The sequence below is a fragment of the Glycomyces harbinensis genome (assembly GCF_900101745.1).
Classification (GTDB): domain Bacteria; phylum Actinomycetota; class Actinomycetes; order Mycobacteriales; family Micromonosporaceae; genus Glycomyces; species Glycomyces harbinensis.
Genome location: NZ_FNAD01000016.1, coordinates 53,048 through 72,103, shown reverse-complemented (window position 1 = coordinate 72,103; position 19,056 = coordinate 53,048). Strand labels below are relative to the sequence as shown.

The 19,056-nt window shown below is 72.4% G+C and carries 15 protein-coding genes; 10 read left to right on the top strand and 5 right to left on the bottom strand.

Translation table 11 applies throughout. The features are described 5' to 3' along the window. The first annotated feature begins 84 nt into the window (after positions 1–84). Together BLQ63_RS21695 and BLQ63_RS21690 are read left to right on the top strand one after the other, a co-directional pair. Positions 85–1,437 (top strand): GAF domain-containing sensor histidine kinase, encoded by a 1,353-nt coding sequence (locus tag BLQ63_RS21695; RefSeq protein ID WP_218125414.1) that lies wholly within the window; start codon positions 85–87, stop codon positions 1,435–1,437. After that, positions 1,430–2,068, top strand: a complete 639-nt coding sequence (locus tag BLQ63_RS21690; protein WP_091039705.1) for a response regulator — start codon at positions 1,430–1,432, stop codon at positions 2,066–2,068. Before BLQ63_RS21695 ends, BLQ63_RS21690 begins: the two co-directional genes overlap by 8 nt. A 7-nt stretch (positions 2,069–2,075) precedes the next feature. Here the strand turns inward: BLQ63_RS21690 and BLQ63_RS21685 are convergent, their stop codons facing one another. Continuing rightward, complete coding sequence (locus BLQ63_RS21685) at positions 2,076–2,780, bottom strand: alpha/beta fold hydrolase (protein WP_218125412.1); 705 nt, start codon at positions 2,778–2,780, stop codon at positions 2,076–2,078. A 396-nt stretch (positions 2,781–3,176) separates the two neighbouring features. On the opposite strand from BLQ63_RS21685, the gene BLQ63_RS21680 reads away from it, so the two are divergent. Next, positions 3,177–4,181, top strand: coding sequence for a hypothetical protein (locus BLQ63_RS21680; protein WP_091039622.1), 1,005 nt, complete (start codon positions 3,177–3,179; stop codon positions 4,179–4,181). Positions 4,182–4,239: 58 nt separating this feature from the next. Here the strand turns inward: BLQ63_RS21680 and BLQ63_RS21675 are convergent, their stop codons facing one another. The 4 genes from BLQ63_RS21675 to BLQ63_RS21660 form a co-directional block, all read right to left on the bottom strand. Further along, positions 4,240–5,067, bottom strand: a complete 828-nt coding sequence (locus BLQ63_RS21675; RefSeq protein ID WP_091039621.1) for an aldo/keto reductase — start codon at positions 5,065–5,067, stop codon at positions 4,240–4,242. Positions 5,068–5,191: 124 nt separating this feature from the next. After that, positions 5,192–6,028, bottom strand: coding sequence for an aldo/keto reductase (locus tag BLQ63_RS21670; protein ID WP_091039703.1), 837 nt, complete (start codon positions 6,026–6,028; stop codon positions 5,192–5,194). A gap of 130 nt (positions 6,029–6,158) precedes the next feature. After that, on the bottom strand, positions 6,159–7,145 hold the full coding sequence (gmd, locus tag BLQ63_RS21665) for a GDP-mannose 4,6-dehydratase (RefSeq protein ID WP_218125410.1): 987 nt from the start codon (positions 7,143–7,145) through the stop codon (positions 6,159–6,161). Then, positions 7,142–7,915 carry a TetR/AcrR family transcriptional regulator gene (locus tag BLQ63_RS21660; RefSeq protein WP_091039619.1) on the bottom strand — a complete coding sequence of 258 codons (774 nt, stop codon included), beginning with the start codon at positions 7,913–7,915 and terminating at the stop codon, positions 7,142–7,144. The genes gmd and BLQ63_RS21660 overlap by 4 nt, the downstream gene beginning before the upstream one ends. A gap of 363 nt (positions 7,916–8,278) precedes the next feature. Between BLQ63_RS21660 and BLQ63_RS21655 the strand changes: the two genes are divergently transcribed. From BLQ63_RS21655 to BLQ63_RS21625, 7 genes are all read left to right on the top strand, one after another. After that, positions 8,279–9,796 carry a high affinity choline transporter 1 gene (locus BLQ63_RS21655; RefSeq protein ID WP_091039618.1) on the top strand — a complete coding sequence of 506 codons (1,518 nt, stop codon included), beginning with the start codon at positions 8,279–8,281 and terminating at the stop codon, positions 9,794–9,796. 244 nt (positions 9,797–10,040) lie between these two features. Next, positions 10,041–10,901 (top strand): urea amidolyase associated protein UAAP1, encoded by an 861-nt coding sequence (locus BLQ63_RS21650; protein ID WP_091039617.1) that lies wholly within the window; start codon positions 10,041–10,043, stop codon positions 10,899–10,901. Beyond that, positions 10,898–11,545: an urea amidolyase associated protein UAAP2 gene (locus BLQ63_RS21645; protein WP_091039616.1), complete on the top strand. Its 648-nt coding sequence runs from the start codon at positions 10,898–10,900 to the stop codon at positions 11,543–11,545. The genes BLQ63_RS21650 and BLQ63_RS21645 overlap by 4 nt, the downstream gene beginning before the upstream one ends. Then, entirely contained in the window at positions 11,542–15,270 is a 3,729-nt protein-coding gene (locus BLQ63_RS29700; protein WP_091039615.1) for an ATP-binding protein, read from the top strand. Before BLQ63_RS21645 ends, BLQ63_RS29700 begins: the two co-directional genes overlap by 4 nt. 237 nt (positions 15,271–15,507) lie before the next feature. Beyond that, the gene (locus BLQ63_RS21635) at positions 15,508–16,653 is read left to right on the top strand and encodes an alkaline phosphatase PhoX (RefSeq protein ID WP_091039614.1); all 1,146 of its coding nucleotides are present in this window, start codon (positions 15,508–15,510) and stop codon (positions 16,651–16,653) included. Between the two features lie 131 nt (positions 16,654–16,784). Then, on the top strand, positions 16,785–17,753 hold the full coding sequence (locus tag BLQ63_RS21630; protein ID WP_091039613.1) for an NAD(P)/FAD-dependent oxidoreductase: 969 nt from the start codon (positions 16,785–16,787) through the stop codon (positions 17,751–17,753). A gap of 101 nt (positions 17,754–17,854) precedes the next feature. Further along, on the top strand, positions 17,855–18,820 hold the full coding sequence (locus BLQ63_RS21625) for an NAD(P)H-quinone oxidoreductase (protein WP_091039612.1): 966 nt from the start codon (positions 17,855–17,857) through the stop codon (positions 18,818–18,820). Positions 18,821–19,056 lie beyond the last annotated feature (236 nt).

Here is a 19,056-nt window from a genome sequence, read left to right as displayed (position 1 = left end):
CTGAAGTCGCGGTAGGCGCAGGTCCGGAAGTCCTAAGACCTGCGACCGAGGGCCGCGAGCGGCGCATTCGACTAGATTGGCACCGTGACCGCCTCCCAGCCGACCGAGCCGTCCTCGGCAGCGCCCGCCTCCGCGGCGCCGTCCCCGCAAGCGCCCGATCCGGACTCGCGCTGCCGGGAATCCACGTCGCTGCTGCACGAGGTGTCGGCGGCGGTCGGCGCGATCACCCGCCACCTGTCCGTGCACCAGGTGCTCGAGGTGATCGTCTCCTCCGCCCGGCGCCTGGTCGGCGCCGACTACGCCGCCATCGGCATCCCCGACGACGAAGGCGGGTTCGCCGAGTTCATCACCGACGGCATCGGCGAGGAGCAGCGCCTGAAGATCGGGCCGCTGCCCCGCCAGCACGGCATGCTCGCCGCGATCCTCACCGAGACCGGGCCGATCCTCCTCGACGACCTGCGCCGCGACCCGCGCTACCGGTGGTGGCCCAAGGCCCACCCGGCCATGGCCGCGCTTCTGGGCGTCCCCATCCGCGACGGCGAGCGGACCCTCGGCATCGTCGTGCTCACCAACGACCTGGGCAAACCCGGCTTCACCGAGACCGACACCGACCTCATCGAACTGCTCGCCTCCCACGCGGCCATCGCGATCACGAACGCGCGCCTGTACGAGCGCAGCCGCGAGCTCACCGTGGTCGAGGAGCGCAACCGCCTCGCCCGCGAACTCCACGACGCGGTCATGCAGCGCCTGTTCTCCCTGCGGCTCTCCGCCCGCGCCGCCCGCAAACTCGTGGACACCGACCCCGAGGCCGCCGTGGCGCGCCTCGGCGAGGTCGAGACGCTCGCTGCCGACGCCATCGCCGAACTGCGCGGGGTCATCGTCGAACTGCGGCCCGCCGAACTCGACGTCCACGGCCTGGTCGAGACCCTCCGGCGCCACGTGACGCTCTTGGACCGCCTGCACGACACCGAAGTCGCCTTCGAGGTCCACTCCCCGGTGGACCTGTCGCGGGACGGCGAGGTCGAGGTGCTGCGGCTCGTCCAGGAAGCCCTCGGCAACGCCTTCCGGCACGCCCGGGCCCGCCGCGTCCGCGTCACGGTCGCGACCGACCGCATCCAGATCGCCGACGACGGCATCGGCTTCGACGCGGCCGAGGCCGCGACGCGCGGCCTCGGCCTGCTCTCGATGCGCGAGCGCGCCAAGGCCCTCGGCGGCGACCTCGACCTGGCCACCGCCCCCGGAGAAGGCACGGTCGTGACGCTGCTGCTCGACACCGCACCCGATGATGACGACGAGCCGGACGGCGGACTTCCCGGCGACGGCGCCGAAGACGACGGCAGCGTCCCCGACGACCCTGGCCCCACCCGCGCCACCACCAGCGGCACCGCCTCCGACGGCAACGCCCACAACGACACCGAGGAGGGCGGCCGTGGCTGACCCCGTTCGCCTGCTGCTCGTCGACGACCACCCCGTGGTCCGCCGCGGCCTGCGCGGCTACCTTGAACTCGAACCCGACTTCGTGGTCGTCGGCGAGGCCTGCGACGGCGAGGAGGCCCTGAAGGCCATCGTCGAGACCCGGCCCGACGTGGTCCTCCTCGACCTGAAGATGCCCGGCCTCGACGGCCAAGGCGTCCTCGACCGCCTCCGCGGCGCCGAAGAAGGCGACGGCGACGGACCGGCCGTCCTCGTCCTCACCTCCGCCACCGACGCCGAACGCGTCCCGGCCGCCATCAGCGCCGGGGCCGCCGGGTTCGTGTACAAGGACATCGACCCGGACGCGCTGGCCAGCGCGATCCGAACCGTCCACGCCGGACAGCTGCTCCTTTCACCGATCGCCATGCGCGGCTTGATGAGCGGCTCCACCGCCCCGACCGCGCCGTCACTGACCCCGCGCGAGAGCCAAGTCCTCGGCCTCATCGCGAAAGGCCAGACCAACCGCCAGATCGCCAGGGCGCTCGGCGTCTCGGAGAAGACCGTGAAGACCCACGTCACGAACCTCCTGCGCCGCATCGGCGCCGCCGACCGCACCCAGGCGGCGCTGTGGGCGGTCCGCCACGGCATCGGCTGAGCCGGGATCAGCGCCGCTCGGAAGCCGCGACGATCGCGTCGATGACCCGCGCCGTCTCCTCGGGACGGGTCAGGAGCGACAAGTGGTCGCCCTCGACGCGGCGCACCGGCCAACCCGCCCGGGCCGCCTCCGCGGCCTCGGCGTCGTAGGCCTCGCTGCACCGGACGTACGCGCACCACCGCGGCGGCCAGGCCTGCGGGTCGGGCGCGGTCTCCGCGAAATAGGACAGCGGCATGCGCGGCAGCGCCGCGATGAACGCCTCGCGTTGCGCAGCCTCCGGCAGCAGCGCCGCGACGGCCGCGGGCGGAAACCAGTCGCTCCACTTCGGCAGGCGGTCGCCTTCGGCCAGCGAGGCGAGGCGGTCGCGCAGCTCCCGCGGAACGGTGTCGAACCAGGTCCGACTCGGGTGGGGGAGCAGCGCATCGACGAAGACGGCGCCGATCGCGGACCCGACCGACGCCGTGATCGCGGGCAGCAGCGCCCCGGCCCCGCTGTGCGCCACCAGGACGACCCGCATCCCGGGGTGTGCGTCGATCTGGTCGGCAACGGCCGACGCGACGGCCTGATGGTAGGGCCCGTCCCGCTCGAACACGGCCTCGAAGTCGGGCACCGCGACCCGGCGCCCCATCGAGCGAAGCGCTACGGCGGCGGGCCTCCAGGCCTGTGCGCCGGTCAGCGGGCTGTGCACCAGCACGAGCAGCAGATCGTCCACGAACCGATTCTGCCCCCCTCCGAGAAGGAGCGCCGAAGGCACCGGCAGGTCGAGCGTCCGGTCTTCAGGCCCGCAGCGCATCTGGAGAGCCCGTCGGCGGCGCGGCTCTCACGATCCGTTCCACAATCGAGGGTGGACGGGTCGCCTCACCGGTGTCGACCGGTGCCAAGGGCACCGTTCGCGATACACTGCCGTGTCCACAATCCCCGGGCAGACCTCCGGTGCCACGCTCATCCTCAGCCCCCGTCGGCCACCTCGAGAACCTCGGCGACGCCCTGCCTTCGTCGACGCCCCCGCGCCCACCGACCGCGAACCGGTCTTCCAACCCACCCCGCCCCTCGCCTTGCGGCGGCGCCGACCGGCGCCGACACCAGGCGTGCTCTACAAGGACCTCTCATGCCCCGCATCGCCTCCTTCGCCGCAGTCCCCGTTCTGGTCGCCGTCGCCCTCGGCGCCGCGGGCGGCGCCGATACCGACTCCTTCGCCCGCACCGCCCCCTTCGCATTGATCACCGGCGTCGAACACGACCCCTGGTGCGACGAAGGCGACGACGCGTATGTCCTCGACTCGCCCGCGGACCTACGCGGACCCCACTTCTCCCTCTCGCTCGGATGCCTCTTCCGCGGCGATGCGGTCCCGCTGGACCTGGCTGCCGCCGGATCCGATCTGGAGCACGTGGTGCCCGTTGAAGACGGCAGCGAATTTCTCATCGCGCAGGTCGCGAGCATGGCCGAGTACGAGCCCGAACTCGAGGCCGACGCCATGGCGGTCACCGCGTGGATCCAAGCCGGCGGCGAACGCATCGACCTGAACGGCATTCCGGCGGAGGGCCGATCCTTCGTCCTGAGCGTCCCCGTCGGCGAAGACGCGGTCCTGTGGGTGGACGACTCCGGACGCGCCCAAGGGCTCGACCTGCGCACCGGGGCGCAGGTCGAGCCGATCGGGTCGTATTACAACGGCCTGCGACTCAGCGAGGTAGCGATCGGCGGCTACAACACCGGGGAGATCGACGTCTATAACAGTCGGGCATCAGGCTACGTCAGATGCGCGGACGGTTCGGGAACGGCGCACCGGTCCGTCTGGCGCGAGGACCTGGGCTGGGCGGCCGAGGGCACCGTGTTCCTGGAGGTCCGGTTCAAGTGGTGCTCCGAGCTGGAATCCTCCACCTGGGAGCTCGACCGGGAACGGGCGGTCACGGTCGACCGGAACACCCCCCTCTCCTGGACCGCGACCGAGCTGGAGGGGGGCTGGGACCACTTCGCGATCGTGTTCGCCGTGCCCGCGGACGCCGATGAGATCACCGTGGACTTCACGCCGTACGGCGAGGTCGAGAACGATGAGTCCGGCACGCTCGCGTTCGCCGGGGACCTGCCGCACTTCGCATGGGTCGCCGAATTCTGAGCCGCACCGCGATGCGGGGCCCGCCGACGCGAGCGCGCCGGCGGGCCTTTTCGTCAACTCAGTGGACGGTGAGCGGGTCGCCGCCCTGGCGGACGCCGGTGTCGAGGGCGTCGATCGACGCGAGCTCGTCGTCGGTCAGCGCGAAGTCGAGCACCTCCCAGTTCTCGGCGATGCGCGCGGGCGTCACCGACTTGGGGATGACCACGTTGCCGCGCTGGAGGTTCCAGCGGAGCACCACCTGAGCGGGGGTGCGCCCCTGGGCCTTGGCGACCGCCTGCACCGCGGGCTCCTCGAAGAGGCCCTCGGCGCGCAATCCCAGCGGGCCCCACGACTCGGTGACGACGCCGTGCTCCTCGTGGTAGGCCCGCAGCTCGGGCTGGCTGAAGTACGGGTGCAGCTCGACCTGGTTGACCTCGGGCGCGGCACCGGTCTCGGCCTCGACGCGGGCGAGGTGCTCGATCGTGAAGTTCGAGACGCCGGCCGAGCGGATGAGGCCCTCGGAGCGGGCGTCGACCAGGGCCCGCCAGGACTCGACGTACTTGTCCACGTCGGGGCGCGGCCAGTGCAGCAGGTACAGGTCCAGGTAGTCGGTGCCCAGGCGCTCCAGGGACTCGTCGAGGTTGCGGCGGACCTCGTCGTAGCCGTGGTCCCAGACCTTGCTGGTCAGGAAGATCTCCTCGCGCCCGAGGCCCGCGGCGCCGATGGCCCGGCCGACGCCGACCTCGTTCTGGTAGCCGACCGCGGTGTCGATGAGCCGGTAGCCCGTGTCGAGCGCGGCGGTGACGGCGGCGGCGACCTCGGCGTCGTCGATGCGGAAGGTGCCGTAGCCGTAGCGGGGGATCACCGCGCCGCCGGAGAGGGTGATTGACGTGCTCAGTTCGCTCATGCGCGCGAGCCTACTCAGTCGGAAGGCGATTGCCCAGCGCCGCGGGCGTGGCGCTCGGCTGAACGCTACGACTGAGCGCACACGCGGGCGGGCCGGGGCGAATGCCCCGGCCCGCCCGCGTCTCTCAACGCTCGTTGCTACCCGGGTCGATGCCCTGGCGCTGACCGGACTCCAGGTCGTCGATCGCCTCCATCTCGGCCTCGGACAAGGCGAAACCGAACACGTCGAAGTTCTCGGCGATGCGGGACGCCTTGGAGGACTTGGGGATCACGATGCATCCGTTCTGAAGGTGCCAGCGGATGACCACCTGGCCCGGGCTCTTGCCGTGGGCCTCGGCCGCCGCGGTCACGGCGGGCTCGGCCAGGACCGAACCGGTGCGCTGGCCCAGCGGGCCCCAGGACTCGGTCGCGATGCCGCGCTCGGCCTGCCAGGCGCGCAGCTCGGGCTGGTTGAAGTACGGGTGCAGTTCGACCTGGTTCACCGAGGGCCATTCCCCGGTGGCCTCGTGGAGGCGCTCGAGGTGCTCAGGCAGGAAGTTCGAGACGCCCGCGGAGCGGATGAGGCCCTCGTCCCTGGCCTTGAGCAGGGCCTGGAACGTCTCGGCGTAGAGGCCCTGCTTGGGGGAGGGCCAGTGGATCAGGTACAGGTCGAGGTAGTCGGTGCCCAGGCGCTCCAGCGAGGCCTCGAGCGCGGCGCGGGCCGCGTCGGCGCCGTGGTGGTCGTTCCAGACCTTCGTGGTGAGGAAGACCTCCTCGCGCGGGACGCCGGAACCGGCGATCGCGCGGCCGACGCCGACCTCGTTGCCGTACATCTCGGCGGTGTCGACCAGGCGGTACCCGGCGGCCAGGGCGGCCTCGACCGCCTCCTGGGCCTCATCGTCGCCGACCTTGTAGGTGCCGTAGCCGATGCGGGGCATGGACACGCCGTCGTTGAGCCGGACCGGTGCGCTGAGATCAGTCATGCCCGCGATGGTATCCACGGCGACCGGCGCGAAGGCCCGGAATGCGATGTTCGATTCGTAACCCTTCGGGGGACCCCTAATCTCAAAACTATCCCCTGGGTGCGACGCGGAATTCGGTGTTCGAGGTCGTTTACGTGCCGCTTCGCAGCGCATTACGGTCGGCGTCGACCATGATGCGGGCGAGCTCGTCCCAGTACACGCGCGCCTTCCAGCCGATCTCACGCTCGATCTTCGCGGGGTCGCCGACCAGCTCCGGCACCTCGGCCGGGCGCTCGTAGCGGTCGTCGTGCTCGACATGGTCGCGCCAGTCGAGCCCGGCGTGCGAGAAGGCGGCATCGGCGAAGTCACGCACCGTGGCGGCCCGGCCGGTCGCGATCACGTAGTCGACCGGCTCGCCGTGCTGGAGCATGAGCCACATGGCCTCGGCGTACTCGGGCGCGTAGCCCCAGTCGCGGACGGCGTCGAGATTCCCCAGGTAGACCCGCTTCTCCAGGCCCGCCGCGATCCGGGCCACGGCCCGGGTGATCTTGCGCGTCACGAAGGTCTCTCCCCGGCGCGGGCTCTCGTGGTTGAACGCGATCCCGTTGACGGCGAACATGCCGTACGACTCGCGGTAGTTCACCGTCGCCCAGTGCGCGAACAGCTTCGAGACCCCGTACGGGCTGCGCGGGTGGAACACCGTGGTCTCGTGCTGCGGCGGCGCGGCCGTACCGAACATCTCCGAAGTGGACGCCTGGTAGATCCGGGTGTCGATCCCGCTGGCGCGCACCGCCTCCAGGAGCCGGATCGCGCCGAGCGCGGTGACGTTCGCGGTGTAGTCGGGCAGGTCGAAGCTGACGCGCACATGGCTCTGCGCGGCGAGGTTGTAGACCTCGTCGGGCCGGATGTCGCGGATCAGGTTCACCAGCAGGCCGGCGTCGGTGACATCGCCGTGGTGGAGGAACAGCCGGCGCCCCGAGTCGTGCGGGTCCTGGTAGACCGCGTCGAGCCGCGAGGTGTTGCCGATCATCGAAGAACGGCGCACGATCCCGTGCACCACATAGCCTTTGGCGAGCAACAGCTCGGTGAGATACGAGCCGTCCTGGCCGCTGATGCCGGTGATCAAAGCGGTCTTCACGCGCGGTCTCCGGCCCGCGCGGCGCTCGGCAGGTGCTCGGACCGGCCGATCCATTCGGCGCACAGGCGCCGGCCCTGCTCGCGGGCCGCGTCGAGGCGGTCGCTCCCGGCCAGGCGCAGCGCCCCGTCGGCGATCCCGGCGGAGTACGAGACCGGGTCCGCAAGCGGGCCGTTGTCGAGGCGGTTGTCCAACCGGGCCAGGATCACGCCTTCGACCAGGCCGAACACGAGGTGCGCGCGCTGGGCGAGTTCGCCGGGCGCGTAGTCGAGGGACGCGGCGGTCTCGCCGAGCAGGTCCCGGTAGGACTCGCGCAGGCGCTCGCGCATGCCCCGGAACGGCGCGAACGCCTCCTGGCGGAGCTCGGGCAGCAGGTACAGCGCGCCGAGGTTGTGGCGGGCCCCGGCGAGCTGGGCGGCGTCGATGCGCGCCAGCGCCCACAGTCGGGCCTCTGCGGCCGCGCCGCGTTCGGCGAGCGCCCATTCGGCGAATTCGAGCGAGGGGGCCACGGTGGCCTCCAGGAGGCTGCTGAGCAGCGCTTCCTTGGACGCGAAGTGGTAGTACATGCTGGCCTGGCGCATCCCGGCCCTGGCGGCGATGGCGCGGGTGGAGGTGGCGGTGTAGCCCTGGACGGTGAACAGTTCGGCGGCGGCGGCGAGGAGCTGGTCGCGGGGTGCCGCGTCGGCGGAGGGGCCCGGTTCCGGGGCGATCCGGGGGCGGCCCACCCGCCGCTTGGGTCGGTCCGCTGTGGGCTCCGTTGCTGCGGTGGGCATCGGTCCGCCTTCCTGTCCTGGGTGCGCGCCCCAGTGTAGTGCGCGCATCGGACGGTCCGGACCGGTCGGCGGGCACCGGCCCGACCACTCGTTCGGGTGAAGCCGCCGCCGCGGGCCGGGTTCTTGTCGCACCCGCGCGGGAAGGTTGCGGCTACCTTTCCCCGGGTGGGTGGGGGTTAGGGATGGTCTGCCGGCAGCGGCCGGTGGCGGCCGGACCCGGGCCTGCCCGTGGGGATGGCTCGCGGGGGCGTTGCCGTTGTGCGGAGGTGTTCATACCGGTGAAATAGATTCTGTCGGTCGATCGAAATCCCGAGGCGATTAATTTCTGTCATTCGATAGAAATCAACCCTCGGAAGGTGCCCGATGATACTCCTCGGTGTAGGGCTCTCAATCGTCGTCGTGCTGGTCATCGGCCTCCTGGTCTCGCGAAAGGTGGAGGGCGACTCGGCCCGCTACCTGGTCGCGGGCCGCACCCTCGGCATCCCGCTCGTCGCCGCCGGGCTCATGGCCCAGGCCGTCGACTCCAACGCCACCCTCGGCAACACCGACCTCGCCTACGGGTTCGGATTCTGGGCGGGCGCGAGCCTGCCCATCGGCCTGGCCCTGTGTTTGCTGCTCACCGGCCTGTTCTTCGCCCGCCGCATGAACGCCGCGAAGCTGCTGACGCTCCCGGACTGGTACGCCCGCCGGTACGGCCGCACGATCGAGCTCGCCGCCTCGATCGCCATGATCGGCGCGTACGTGCTCCTGCTCGCCGGGAACCTCGTCGCCGGAGGCTTCCTGTTCGAGCACTTCCTCGGTATCGACTACACCCTCGGGGTGCTCCTCATCGTCGCGGTGGTCATGACCTACACCGTCGCCGGCGGCATGTTCTCCGACTCGTACACGGCCGCCGCCCAGATGGTCATCACCATCGCGGGCACCGCCTGCCTGTTCACCTGGGTGGCGCTGACGCACGGCATCACCGTCCCCGAGGGCATGGGCGCCTTCGACCTCGGGCAGCTCACCGACCCGGCCCAGGGCGCCCCGGTCAATTGGGCGACGCTCGTGGCGCTCGGCGTCGGCGACATCGTCGCCATCGACTTCATGCAGCGGATCTTCTCGGCCAAGAGCCCGGACACCGCCCGCCGGGCCTGCTTCCTCGGCGCGGCCGGGACCCTCCTCATCGGCATCCCCTTCACTTACGTGGCCCTCTCGGCGGTCGACATCGTCGGCCCCGACGGCGGTGCGGCCGTGCTGTTCACGCTCCTGGAGGACCACGCCCCGGCCTGGCTCGCGATGATGGTCCTCGCCGCGATCGTCGCCGCCTCCTGCTCGACCGCGAACGGCGCGATCCTCGGCACCGGCGCGGTGGCCGCGCGCAACATCGCGGGCATCCGCGAGACGGACGCCGGCAGGCTCCCCGAGCTGAAGATCTTCGGGGCCGGGAAGGACCCGCTGCTGCGGGCCAGCCGCATCGCGATGTTCCCGATCGTGGGCCTGGCGATCCTGGTGGCGGTGCGGGTCCCGCAGACGGGCATCCTGCTCACCCTCGCCTTCGACCTCATGCTCGCCGGCCTGGTCGTACCGTTCGCCCTGGGCCTGTGGTGGAAGCGCGGCGGCGCGGCCGCCGCCGCGGCGTCGATCGCCGTGGGCTTCACGGTCCGCCTGGTGCTGTTCGCCCTCACTCCCACGACTTACGGTGTGCCGAACGACCTGCTGTACATCGAGAACAACGTGATCACCGCGGCCTTCGACGGCTGGCCGACGTTCATCGCGTTCCTCGCCGGGGCCTCCGCGTACCTCGTCGTGGCGCTGCTGCGCCCGGCCAAGACGGTCCGCGCCGCGAAAGCGCCGGTGTCGCCCGCCGCCGGTCCGGTCCCGGTGCCCGCCGAGGCCTGAGGGGCGCCGCTGCGAAACCCCGGCTCCCGCGTCCGTCCCACCCGCGACGGATGCGGGAGCCGCGCTCGTGCCCAGAGGGCGAACGCGCACGGCCGCACCGGGAAGGGTCGACCTCCCGGCGCGGCTCGTGCCGCCCGGGCCGTGCGATTCCGGCAATCAAGCCGAAACCCGGGAGTCACGCCGCCGAACACATTCAAGGCTAATTTCTGTCAAGCGACAGAAATTATTCGGAGCGGAGGCCTCGATGACCGAAACCCCTGAGCCGCAAGCCGAACCGTCGGCCACCGGCAGCACCTACGCCGCGCGCGACCACGCCCGCGCGCAGGAGGCCGCAGCCGCGGTCGCCGAGCGGGCATGGGTGCCCGCCGCGGCGTTCCCCGACGTCCCGGACGGCATTGACCGCGATCGGCTGCTGTGGGCGGAGACCGTCGCGGGCGGCGGCTACGCCCACCAGGCCGTCGCCCCCGGCACCGTCGTGGAGATCGCCGACATCGAGGGCGACGCGTGCGTCCACCTCGCGCTCGCCTGGGCCGGACGCCCCTGGGAGCGCCTGTGCGTCGCCGACACCGTCAAGGTCCAGTGGAACGCCTACCTCGGCCAGGGCAGCCTCCTGCTCTCCGATCAGGGCCGCGCCCTCGCGAGCCTCGTCCTCGACGAGACCGGGCGCCACGACGCCTTCTGCGGGGCCTCCACCGCCGCCCAGAACCGCGCCCGCTACGGCGACGGCGCCCCGTGGGGACCCGCCCCCGCCGCCCGCGAACTGCTCAAACTCGCCGCCGCCAAACACGACCTCACCGCCCGCGACCTGCCCCCCACCCTCGCGCTCTTCAAGGGGCTCAAGGCCGACGCCGACGGCCGCCTCCACTGGCTCGGCGGCACCGGCCCCGGCAGGCGCCTGCGCCTCCTCGCCGAGGCCCCGCTGCTGGTCATGCTCGCCAACGCGCCGCACCCCCTCGACCCGCGCGAGGACTACACCGCCACACCCGCCCGCGTCCTCGCCTGGCGCGAGCGCCCCACCGGCCCCGGCGACGCCCACTGGAACGCCACCCCCGAAGGCCGCCGCGCCCTCGCCAACACCGCCGCCGCGATCGGAGCCGCCGCATGACCGCCACGACCGTCACCGAAGCCGTCGTCCCCGCCCGCGCCCCCTGGTCCGGGCTCGTCGCCGCCGGGCAGACCCTGCGCATCACCGACCTCGGCGGCAACCAGGCCGTCGACTTCCTCCTCTTCGACGCCGCCGACACGTCCCTGCGCTACAGCGCCCAGAACACCGTCGCCGCGGCCGGAGCGCTGTTCCTCACCACCGGCTCGGTCCTCCTCGACGTCGAGCACCGCCCCCTCGCCCGCGTCACCGAGGACAACTGCGGCCGCCACGACACCATCGGCGGCGCCTGCTCCAAGGAGTCCAACACCCTCCGCTACGGCCACCAGACCTGGGGCCAGCACGCCTGCGTCGAGAACTTCCTCCACGAAGGCGCCAAGTGGGGCCTGGGCAAGCGCGACATGACCGGCAACGTCAACTGGTTCATGAACGTGCCCGTCGAGGACGACGGCTGCCTGGGCATCGTCGACGGGATCTCCGCGCCCGGACTCGAGGTCGCCCTCCGCGCCGAGCGGGACGTCATCGCGCTCGTCTCCAACTGCCCCCAGATCAACAACCCCTGCAACGCGTTCAACCCCACACCAGTGCGGGTCGCCGTGTCCGTTGACGCTTCCGCGGGCGCCGGCGAGAACGGAGCCACGGTTTGAGCTTCGACACCCTCCTCGTCGCCAACCGCGGCGAGATCGCCGTCCGCGTCATCGCGACCGCCAGGCGCATGGGCCTCACCACGGTCGCCGTCTACTCCGACGCCGACAGGGCCGCCGCCCACGTGGACGCGGCCGACACGGCCGTGCGCATCGGCGGCCCGGCCCCCGCCGAGTCCTACCTGCGCCCCGAAGCGATCCTCGAAGCCGCGGCCGCCACCGGTGCCGGCGCGATCCACCCCGGCTACGGGTTCCTCTCCGAGAACGCCGCGTTCGCGCGCGCCGTCGAGGACGCCGGGATCGCCTTCGTCGGCCCCGCCCCCGAGCACCTGGACCTGTTCGGCGCCAAGCACACCGCGCGCGCCGCGGCCGAAGCCGCCGGCGTCCCCCTCCTGACCGGGACCGGCCTGCTCGACGGTGTCGACCACGCCCTCGCCGAGGCCGAGCGGATCGGCTACCCCGTCATGCTCAAGGCGACCGGCGGCGGAGGCGGCATCGGCATGCGCCCCGCCGGGAACGCCGCCGAGCTGCGCGAGGCCTGGGACGGCGTCAAGCGGCTGGCCGAGGCCGGCTTCGGCGACGCCGGGCTCTTCCTCGAACGGCTCGTGCGCCGCGCCCGCCACGTCGAGGCCCAGGTCTTCGGCGACGGCCTCGGCGGCGTCGCCGTCCTCGGCGACCGCGACTGCACCCTCCAGCGGCGCAACCAGAAAGTGGTCGAGGAGGCCCCCGCCCCGAACGTCCCCGACGCGCTCCGTGAGCGCTACCAGGACGCCGCGCGGCGCCTGTGCGCCTCGGTCGCCTACCGCTCGGCGGGCACCGTCGAATTCCTCTACGACACCGACCGCGACGAGGTCGCCTTCCTGGAGGTCAACACCCGCCTCCAAGTCGAGCACCCCGTCACCGAAGCGGTCTACGGCGTCGACCTCGTCGAGTGGATGCTCCGCCTCGCCGCCGGAGACGCCTCCCCGATGCGCCTGCCGCTCAACGCCTCCGGACACGCCGTCCAGACCCGCCTGTACGCCGAGGACCCCGCCCAGGGCCACCGCCCCTCCACCGGCACGGTCACCCACCTCGCCCTGCCCCGCCGGGCCCGCGTCGACACCTGGATCGAGGCCGGCACCGAGATCGGTCCCCACTACGACCCGATGATCGCCAAACTCATCAGCCACGGCCCCACCCGCGCCGAGGCCGTCGCCGCGGCCGCGGACGCCCTGGGGGAGCTGCGGATCGCCGGCGTCGAGACCAACCAGGGCCAGCTCGCCGCCGCCCTCGCCGACCCCCGCTTCACCGCCGCCGTCCACACCACCGCGACCCTCGCCGACGTCCCCGACCCCCGACCCCGCATCGACGTCGTCGCCGCGGGCACCCAGACGACCGTTCAGGACTGGCCCGGCCGCGTCGGCTACTGGCAGGTCGGCCTGCCGCCCTCCGGCCCCATGGACGACCTGTCGTTCCGCCTCGGCAACCGCGCCCTCGGCAACCCCGAGGGCGTGCCGGGACTCGAATGCGCCGCGCAGGGCCCGGTGCTCCGCTTCAGCCACGCGACCACGGTCTGCGTCACCGGCGCCCCGGCGCGAGTCACGGTGGACGGCGACGAAGCGCCGCAATGGGAACCGATCGCGGTGCCCGCCGGGGCCGCCCTCGCCGTCGGCGCCCCCGAGACCACCGGGATGCGGACCTACCTGCTCGTCCGGGGCGGCCTCGACGTGCCCGGATACCTCGGTTCGGCCGCCACCTTCACCCTCGGCGAGATCGGCGGCCTCACCGGCAGCGCCCTGCGCGTGGGCGACGTCCTGCGCCCCGCCGGGGCCGGTCCGGACGGCACCGCGTCGGGCAGCGCCGGTCGGCCGACCGGCAAGCGCGCGAACGCCGGCGGCGAATTCGATCGACCGGCAGAAACCGCCGGTGCGACAACGCGCCATTTCGATCGACCGACAGAATCCACCGAGACGGCGACCCCCTATTTCGATCAATGGACCGAAATCCCAGGGCCCGTTCCGGAAGCCGACCGGCCCGTCTTCACGAACGACTGGGAGCTGCCGGTCGTCGAAGGCCCGCACGCTGCCCCCGACTTCTTCACCCGCGAGGACATGGACGACTTCTACAGCGCCCGCTGGGAAGTCCACTTCAACTCCGCCCGCACCGGCGTGCGCCTCACCGGCCCCAAACCCCGCTGGGCCCGCCCCGACGGCGGCGAAGCCGGCCTGCACCCCTCCAACATCCACGACAACGCCTACGCGATCGGCGCGGTCGACTTCACCGGCGACATGCCCGTCCTCCTCGGACCCGACGGCCCCAGCCTCGGCGGCTTCGTCTGCCCTGCAACGGTGATCGCCGCGCACCGCTGGCGGCTCGGACAGCTGCGGCCCGGCGACACCGTCCGGTTCACCCCCGTCGCCGACGCGGGCGTGCCCGCGGCCCGGCAGCGGCCCGCGGTCGCCCCTCCGTCCGGCCGCGCGCCGGTCGTCGACGGCGGCGTGCTCGCCCGGCACGCGGCCGGAACCGACCGGCCCGAGGTCGCCTACCGCCGCTCCGGCGACGACAACATCCTGGTCGAATACGGGCCCAACCTCCTCGACCTGGCCCTGCGCATGCGCGTCCACGCGCTCGCCGAAGCCGTCGCCGACCGGGTCGGCCACGGCCTGCTCGACCTGACGCCGGGCGTGCGCAGCCTTCAAGTCCACTTCGATCCGGCACGGTTGGACCAGTCGGCCCTCATCGATCAACTGACGGCAATCGAGTTCGCGCTCCCTCCGACCGCCGACCTCGCCGTTCCCAGCCGCGAAGTGTGGCTGCCGCTGTCGTGGGACGACCCGGCCACCCGCGAGGCCATCGACCGGTACATGAACGGCGTCCGCGACGACGCGCCCTGGTGCCCGTGGAACATCGAGTTCATCCGCCGCGTCAACGGCCTCGACGACGTCGAAGCCGTGCGCCGCACCGTCTTCGACGCCGAGTACATGGTCCTGGGCCTGGGCGACGTCTATCTCGGCGCGCCCGTGGCCACCCCGCTCGACCCCCGCCACCGCCTCGTCACCACCAAGTACAACCCCGCCCGCACCTGGACGCCGCAGAACGCCGTCGGCATCGGCGGCGCCTACCTGTGCGTCTACGGCATGGAAGGCCCCGGCGGCTACCAGTTCGTCGGCCGCACCGTCCAGGTCTGGAACACCCACCGCCAGCGCGGTCCCTTCACCGAGGGCAAGCCGTGGCTCCTGCGGTTCTTCGACCGCATCCGCTGGTACCCGGTCGATACGAACGAACTGGGGGAGCTGCGGGCCGAGATGGCGGCCGGCCGCTTCACGCCGCGCACCGCCGACGGCGAGTTCCGCTACAGCGACTACCGGCGCTTCCTCGACGCCAACGCCGAGGGCATCGCCGAGTTCAGGGCCCGCCAAGCCGAGGCGTTCGGCGCCGAACGCGCCGCGTGGGAGGCCGCGGGAGAGTTCGACCGCGAGCAGGGCGAGGCCCCCGCCGCCGTGGTCGAGGCGATCGAGGCCCCGCCGGGCGGGGCGGTCGCCGCCGCGCCCCTGGCCGCCGCCGTCTGGAAGGTCGAGGTCCGCCCCGGCGAGGAGGTCGCGGCGGGCCAGGTCCTGGTCGTGTTGGAGGCCATGAAGATGGAGACGCCCGTGACCGCGCCCCAGGCGGGCCGGGTCCTCAAGGTCCTCACCGAGCCGGGCGCCCAGGTCGGGGCGGGAGCGCCGCTGGTCCTGCTGGAGGGCGTCTGAGGTCCTCGACGGTCCGCTCGCCGTGCGGATCGCGGCTCCCGGGCATCGCCGAGGCCGTCGACCACCGGTGCCGCGTTCGAGGGCTCTGGCGCGCGGCCTCGACGTGACCGCGCCCGTTGGCGCCGCCGACACCAACCGCTTACCCGATGGACGTTCGCTTTTGGCGTCGTATTCGTCCGCCTCCTCCTAGGCTGAGCGGCGGATCGTACTGTCCCCCTTACTCTCAGGGAGCAACCCATGGAACGGCGCAATGTCCTCCGCGCGGCCGTCGTCGGCGCCGGATCGGTCGCCTTCGGCTTCACCATGACCCGACCCTCGTTCGCCTACCCCGCCCAGACCGGCACCGGCCCCTACGGCGCCCTCCAGGCCGCCGACGCCAACGGCGTGCGGCTCCCGGCCGGCTTCACCTCCCGCGTCGTCGCCCGCTCGTCCCAGACCGTCCCCGGCACCTCCTACACCTGGCACAGCGCCCCCGACGGCGGCGCGTGCTTCGCCGACGGCACCGGCTGGGTCTACACCTCCAACTCCGAGATCAACCCCGGAGGCGGAGCGAGCGCCCTGCGCTTCAACGCCTCCGGCACCGTCACCGGCGCCTACCGCATCCTGAGCAACACCCGCACCAACTGCGCCGGCGGCGCGACCCCGTGGCAGACCTGGCTCTCCTGCGAGGAGGTCGACCGCGGCTACGTCTACGAGACCTACCCGCTCGGCGGGACCGCCGCCGTCCAGCGCGCCGCGATGGGCCGCTTCAAGCACGAGGCCGCAGCGTGCGACCCCGACCGTGGCGTCATCTACCTCACCGAGGACGTCTCCGACGGCGCCTTCTACCGGTTCAGGCCCACCACCTGGGGCGACCTGTCCTCGGGCACGCTCCAGGTGCTCACCGAGTCGGGAGGGGCCCTCGCCTGGGCCACGGTCCCCGACCCCGACGGCTCCCCGACCGCCACCCGCAACCAGGTCGCGAACACCAAGCGCTTCAACGGCGGCGAGGGCTGCCACTACGCCGACGACGTCTGCTTCTTCACCACCAAGGGCGACAACCGGGTCTGGGCGTACCACGCCGCCGACAACACCCTCCACATCGCCTACGACGACGCCCTCACCGCCAACCCGCCGCTCACCGGCGTCGACAACATCACCGGCTCGGGCTCCGGCGACCTGTTCGTCGCCGAGGACGGCGGCAACCTGGAGATCTGCATCATCACCCCCGACGACGTGGTCGCGCCGTTCCTGCGCCTGTCCGGCCACGGCTCGTCCGAGATCACCGGCCCGGCGTTCAATCCGGCCGGCGACCGCCTCTACTTCTCCTCGCAGCGCGGCACCAGCGGTTCCAGCTCCGCCGGGGTCACGTTCGAGGTCACCGGCCCCTTCCGGGGCGCCTGACCGCATCGGGCTCGCGAAGGCGAGGACTCCGCGGACGCGCATCGGGCCGTCCGCGGAGCCCCGCCGGGGCCCTCGGCTCGCTAGGATCTGAGGAGTTGCCCGGACGACGGAGTCGGTGATCGCCCTTGCCAGTGACGACAGTGGACCTCGCGATCATCGGTGCGGGCCCGACCGGCCTGTTCGCCGCCTACTACGCGGGTTTCCGCGGCCTGAGCACCGCCGTGCTCGACACGCTCCCCGAGGCCGGCGGCCAGATCACCGCCATGTACCCCGAGAAGCAGATCTTCGACGTCGCCGGGTTCCCCGAGATCAGGGGGCGCGACCTCGTCGAGAACCTGCTGCGCCAGGCCGCCCCGTTCGAACCGGACTACCTGCTCGGGCACCAGGCCCAGCGGCTCGAGCACGTCGACGGGAAGCCGGTCCTGGAACTCTCCGGCGGCCTGCGCCTGGAGACCCAGGCGGTGCTCATCACCGGCGGCCTCGGCTCCTTCTCGCCCCGGCCCCTGCCCGCCGCGGCGGACTTCCCGGGCGCCGGCATCGTCTACTTCGTCCCCGAACTGGCCGCGCACGCGGGACAGGACGTCGTCATCGTCGGGGGCGGCGACTCCGCGTTCGACTGGGCCATGGCCCTGCACGGCATCGCCCGCAGCACCACCATCGTCCACCGCCGCGACAAGTTCCGCGCCCACCAGGCGACCGTCGACCGCGTCAAGGCGCTCGGCACCGACATCGTCGTGAACGCCCAGGTGACCGCCGTCCACGGCACCCGGCGCGTCACGGGCGTGTCGGTCGACGTCAAAGGCGAAGGGCCGCAGGAACTCCCGGCGGACGCCATCGTGGCCGCCCTCGGGTTCACCGCCGACCTCGGGCCGCTGGGGGAGTGGGGTCTGGAGCTGGACCGCCGCACCATCGCCGTCGACTCCACGATGGCCACGAACCTGCCGCGCGTCTACGCCGCCGGGGACATCGCCGCGTATCCCGGGAAGGTCAAGCTCATCGCCACCGGCTTCGGAGAGGCCGCCACCGCGGTCAACAACGCCGCGGTCGTGATCGACCCCGACGCCCACCTGTTCCCCGGCCACTCGAGCGAGAATCCCTGATACGTTGCGCTGCAACGGAGTAGGTAACTCGTTACAGTCGATACGCGACTTACCGACGGGTATGACGCCATGGCGCCGAGCCGCAGTCATACTATGCGGAGATGCTTGCCATGACCGTCGCCGACGGCAGCCTCGCCGCAGCCCAGGTGCCCGAACCCGCGCCCGGCCCCGATGAAGTGCTCATCGAGGTCGCCGCCGCCGGCGTCAACCGCGCCGACCTCCTCCAAGTCGCCGGCCACTACCCGAGCCCTCCCGGGGCGCCCGCCTGGCCCGGACTCGAAGTCTCCGGCACGATCGTCAACGTCGGCTCCGACGACAACGCGTCGTTCCTCAACGCCGAAGTCTGCGCGCTCCTGCCCGGCGGCGGCTACGCCCAGTACGTCACCGTCGACGCCGCGCTCGTCCTGCCCAAGCCCGAGAACGTCGACCTCGACGACGCCGCCGGGCTCCCCGAGGCGGCCGCGACCGTCTACTCCAACATCGGCTACCTCCTGACCGAGCCGGCCGACCGCAAGCGCCGCGTCCTCGTCCACGGGGGCGCCGGAGGCATCGGCACCTTCGCGATCCAGTTCGCCCGCAAGCTCGTCGGGGCCGAGACCTGGGCGACCGCGCGCGGCGAGTGGGCCGAGAAGCTCCAGGGCCTCGGCGCCGACCGCGTCATCGACTACCGCAGCGAGGACTTCGCCGCGCTCGCGATGGAGGCGGGCGGCGCGGACGCGATCCTCGACGTCGTCGGCGCGGCCTACTTCGAGCCCAACCTCAAGGCGCTCGCCCAGGACGGGCGGCTGGCGATCATCGGCCTTCAGCAGGGCAACGCCGCGCAGATCCACCTCGGCGGGCTGCTCGCCAAGCGCGCCACGATCACCGGCACCACGCTGCGGGCGCGTCCGCTGGAGCAGCGCCGCCAGATCCTCGCGGAGGTCTTCGAGCACGTCTGGCCCGCCCTCGACTCGGGCGAGATCGAACCGGTCGTCACCACGAAGATCCCGCTCGCGGAGGCGGCCGAAGCCCACCGGCTCATGGCGAAGGGCGGCCACTTCGGCAAGATCGTCCTCACCGCGAAGTGACGGCGGCCCGCCGCCGCTCCCGAGGGAAGCGGCGGCGGGCGTGTCACGGCGTTTCTTCGTAAAACGGACATCCGGAGTCGCCCCCGAATCAACTGTGCCCGGTGGCTCCGACAGGCCGGACGATGGTCGGCAGCCGGTCGGCGTGTTGCGGCGTTTCTTCGCAAATCGGGCGTTCGGAGTCGCCCCCGAATCAACTGTGCCTCGGGGCTCCGACGGTTTCCGGCCGGTCGGGCCGG

Bases quoted from the DNA above. Each gene is read 5' to 3' on its own strand.
- BLQ63_RS21680 (WP_091039622.1), top strand. From the start codon at position 3,177: ATGCCCCGCATCGCCTCCTTCGCCGCAGTCCCCGTTCTGGTCGCCGTC.
- BLQ63_RS21675 (WP_091039621.1), bottom strand. From the start codon at position 5,067: ATGAGCGAACTGAGCACGTCAATCACCCTCTCCGGCGGCGCGGTGATC.
- BLQ63_RS21670 (WP_091039703.1), bottom strand. From the start codon at position 6,028: ATGACTGATCTCAGCGCACCGGTCCGGCTCAACGACGGCGTGTCCATG.
- BLQ63_RS21660 (WP_091039619.1), bottom strand. From the start codon at position 7,915: ATGCCCACCGCAGCAACGGAGCCCACAGCGGACCGACCCAAGCGGCGG.
- BLQ63_RS21655 (WP_091039618.1), top strand. From the start codon at position 8,279: ATGATACTCCTCGGTGTAGGGCTCTCAATCGTCGTCGTGCTGGTCATC.
- BLQ63_RS21650 (WP_091039617.1), top strand. From the start codon at position 10,041: ATGACCGAAACCCCTGAGCCGCAAGCCGAACCGTCGGCCACCGGCAGC.
- BLQ63_RS21645 (WP_091039616.1), top strand. From the start codon at position 10,898: ATGACCGCCACGACCGTCACCGAAGCCGTCGTCCCCGCCCGCGCCCCC.
- BLQ63_RS21635 (WP_091039614.1), top strand. From the start codon at position 15,508: ATGGAACGGCGCAATGTCCTCCGCGCGGCCGTCGTCGGCGCCGGATCG.
- BLQ63_RS21625 (WP_091039612.1), top strand. From the start codon at position 17,855: ATGCTTGCCATGACCGTCGCCGACGGCAGCCTCGCCGCAGCCCAGGTG.